Raw genomic sequence first — 2,760 nt, 5'->3', positions numbered from 1 at the left:
TCGGGGTGGGCGAGGCGGGAGAGGGCGAAGGCGGTGGTGGGGTTGGGGTTGTGGGCGTCGTGGGTGAGGGTGTGGGGTTCGTTTTCGGGGGTGATGGTGACGATGTCGAGGTCGCCGGTGGTGGGGTTGCGGGTGATGCCTTGGGTGTGGTTGGGGCCGAAGCGGATGGGTTGGCCGTGTTCGAGGCGGATGAGGGCGGATTCCGCTTGGTCTTTGTCTTTGAGGGCTTCGAAGGCGCCGTCGTTGAAGATGTTGCAGTTTTGGTAGATCTCGACGAGTGCGGTGCCGGGGTGGTCGGCTGCTTGGCGTAGGACGTCGGTGAGGTGTTTGCGGTCGGAGTCGATGGTGCGGGCGACGAAGGTGGCTTCGGCTCCGAGGGCGAGGGAGACGGGGTTGAAGGGGGCGTCGAGGGAGCCCATGGGGGTGGATTTAGTGATTTTGCCGGTTTCGCTGGTGGGGGAGTACTGGCCTTTGGTGAGGCCGTAGATGCGGTTGTTGAAGAGCAGGATTTTGAGGTTGACGTTGCGGCGGAGGGCGTGGATGAGGTGGTTGCCGCCGATGGAGAGGGCGTCGCCGTCGCCGGTGACGACCCAGACGGAGAGGTCTTGGCGGGAGGTGGCGAGTCCGGTGGCGATGGCGGGGGCACGTCCGTGGATGGAGTGCATGCCGTAGGTGTTCATGTAGTAGGGGAAGCGGGAGGAGCAGCCGATGCCGGAGATGAAGACGATGTTCTCTTTGGCGAGGCCGAGGGAGGGCATGAAGCCTTGGACGGCGGCGAGGATGGCGTAGTCGCCGCAGCCGGGGCACCAGCGGACTTCTTGGTCGGACTTGAAGTCCTTCATGGTCTGGGGGGTGGTGGTTTTGGGGACGAGGGTGAGGAGGGTGGGCTCGCTGCGGGTGGTGGTGTCAGTCATGGATGTGCTCCTTGAGGGCCGCGGCGAGCTGTTCGGCCTTGAATGGCATTCCGTTGACCTGGGTGTGGGAGTGGGCGGGGGTGAGGTAGCGGGCGCGGATGAGGGTGGCGAGTTGGCCGAGGTTCATTTCGGGGATGACGATGTGGGGGTAGTGGGTGAGGATGGTTTCGAGGTTGGGGGGGAGGGGGTTGAGGTGGGTGAGGTGGGCTTGGGCGATGGGGTGGCCGTCGTTGCGGAGGCGTCGGACGGCGGCGGTGATGGGTCCGTAGGTGGATCCCCAGCCCAGGACGAGGGTGCGGGCGTGGTGGGGGTCGTCGACGGTGAGGGGTGGGACGGTGATCTGGTCGATTTTGGTTTGGCGGGTGCGGACCATGTGTTCGTGGTTGGCGGGGTCGTAGGAGATGTTGCCGGTGCCGTCTTGTTTTTCGATGCCGCCGATGCGGTGTTCGAGTCCGGGGGTGCCGGGTACGGCCCAGGGGCGGGCGAGGGTGTGGGGGTCTCGTTTGTAGGGCCAAAAGACGTCGGTGCCGTCGGCGAGGGTGTGGTTCGGTTCGGTGGTGAACGCAACCCGTAGGTCGGGGAGTTCGGTGAGGTCGGGGATGCGCCAGGGTTCGGAGCCGTTGGCGAGGTAGCCGTCGGACAGCAGGAACACGGGGGTGCGGTAGGTGAGGGCGATCCGGGCCGCGTCGAGGGCGGCGTAGAAGCAGTCGCCGGGGGTTTTGGGTGCCACGATCGGCACCGGTGCTTCACCGTTGCGCCCGTACATGGCTTGGAGGAGGTCGGCCTGCTCGGTTTTGGTGGGCAGTCCGGTGGAGGGGCCACCGCGTTGGATGTCCACGATCAACAGCGGCAACTCCAACGACACCGCCAACCCGATCGTCTCCGACTTCAACGCCACCCCCGGCCCGGAGGTGGTGGTCACCGCCAACTGGCCACCGAACGCCGCACCCAACGCGGCGCCGATCCCCGCGATCTCATCCTCCGCCTGGAAGGTCCGCACGCCGAAGTTCTTGTGCTTCGACAGTTCGTGGAGGATGTCGGAGGCGGGGGTGATCGGATACGAGCCCAGGTAGAGGGGGAGGTCTGCTTGCTGGGCGGCGGCGATCAGCCCCAGCGACAGGGCCAGGTTCCCCGACATGTTCCGATACGTGCCCGGGGTGAACGCCGATGTCGCCGGCGCGATCTCATAGGAGACAGCGAAGTCCTCCGTCGTTTCGCCGAAGTTCCAGCCCGCCCTAAACGCGGCGATGTTCGCCTCCGCGATCTGTGGCTTCTTCGCGAACTTCGACCGCAAGAACCCCTCCGTGCCCTCCGTGGGCCGGTGATACATCCACGACAGCAATCCCAGCGCGAACATGTTCTTCGACCGTTCCGCTTCCTTACGGGACAGCCCGAAGTCCTTCAACGCCTCGATCGTCAACGTCGTCAACGGCACCGGGTGCACCCGGTAACCCTCCAGAGTGCCGTCCTCCAACGGCGAGGTGGCGTAGCCGACCTTCGCCATCGCCCGCTTCGCGAACTCATCGGTGTTCACGATGATCTCGCCCCCCAGCGGTACATCCGCCAGGTTCGCCCTCAACGCCGCCGGATTCATCGCCACCAACACATTCGGCGCATCCCCCGGCGTGAGAATGTCATGGTCCGCGAAATGCAACTGGAACGACGACACCCCCGGCAACGTCCCGGCAGGCGCCCGAATCTCCGCCGGAAAGTTCGGCAACGTCGAAAGATCATTCCCCAACGACGCCGTCTCCGACGTAAACCGGTCACCCGTAAGCTGCATCCCGTCACCCGAGTCACCAGCAAACCGGATCACCACCCGATCCAACCGGCGCACCTCCTTGGC

The 2,760-nt window shown here is 65.3% G+C and carries 2 protein-coding genes; both read right to left on the bottom strand.

Features of this window, described 5'->3' with window-relative positions; all coding sequences use genetic code 11:
- Nucleotides 1-914: 2-oxoacid:ferredoxin oxidoreductase subunit beta (locus ABZ348_RS34605; RefSeq protein ID WP_358939974.1), on the bottom strand; the 914-nt coding region annotated here is incomplete at its 3' end.
- Nucleotides 907-2,760: 2-oxoacid:acceptor oxidoreductase subunit alpha (locus tag ABZ348_RS34600; RefSeq protein ID WP_358939972.1), on the bottom strand; the 1,854-nt coding region annotated here is incomplete at its 5' end. The genes ABZ348_RS34600 and ABZ348_RS34605, both read right to left, overlap by 8 nt.

Origin of the sequence: Streptomyces sp. NPDC005963, assembly GCF_040638655.1 — a bacterium.
GTDB lineage: Bacteria > Actinomycetota > Actinomycetes > Streptomycetales > Streptomycetaceae > Streptomyces.
The sequence above is the reverse complement of the archived record's forward strand: the minus strand, read 5'-3'. Positions and strand labels throughout refer to the sequence as shown.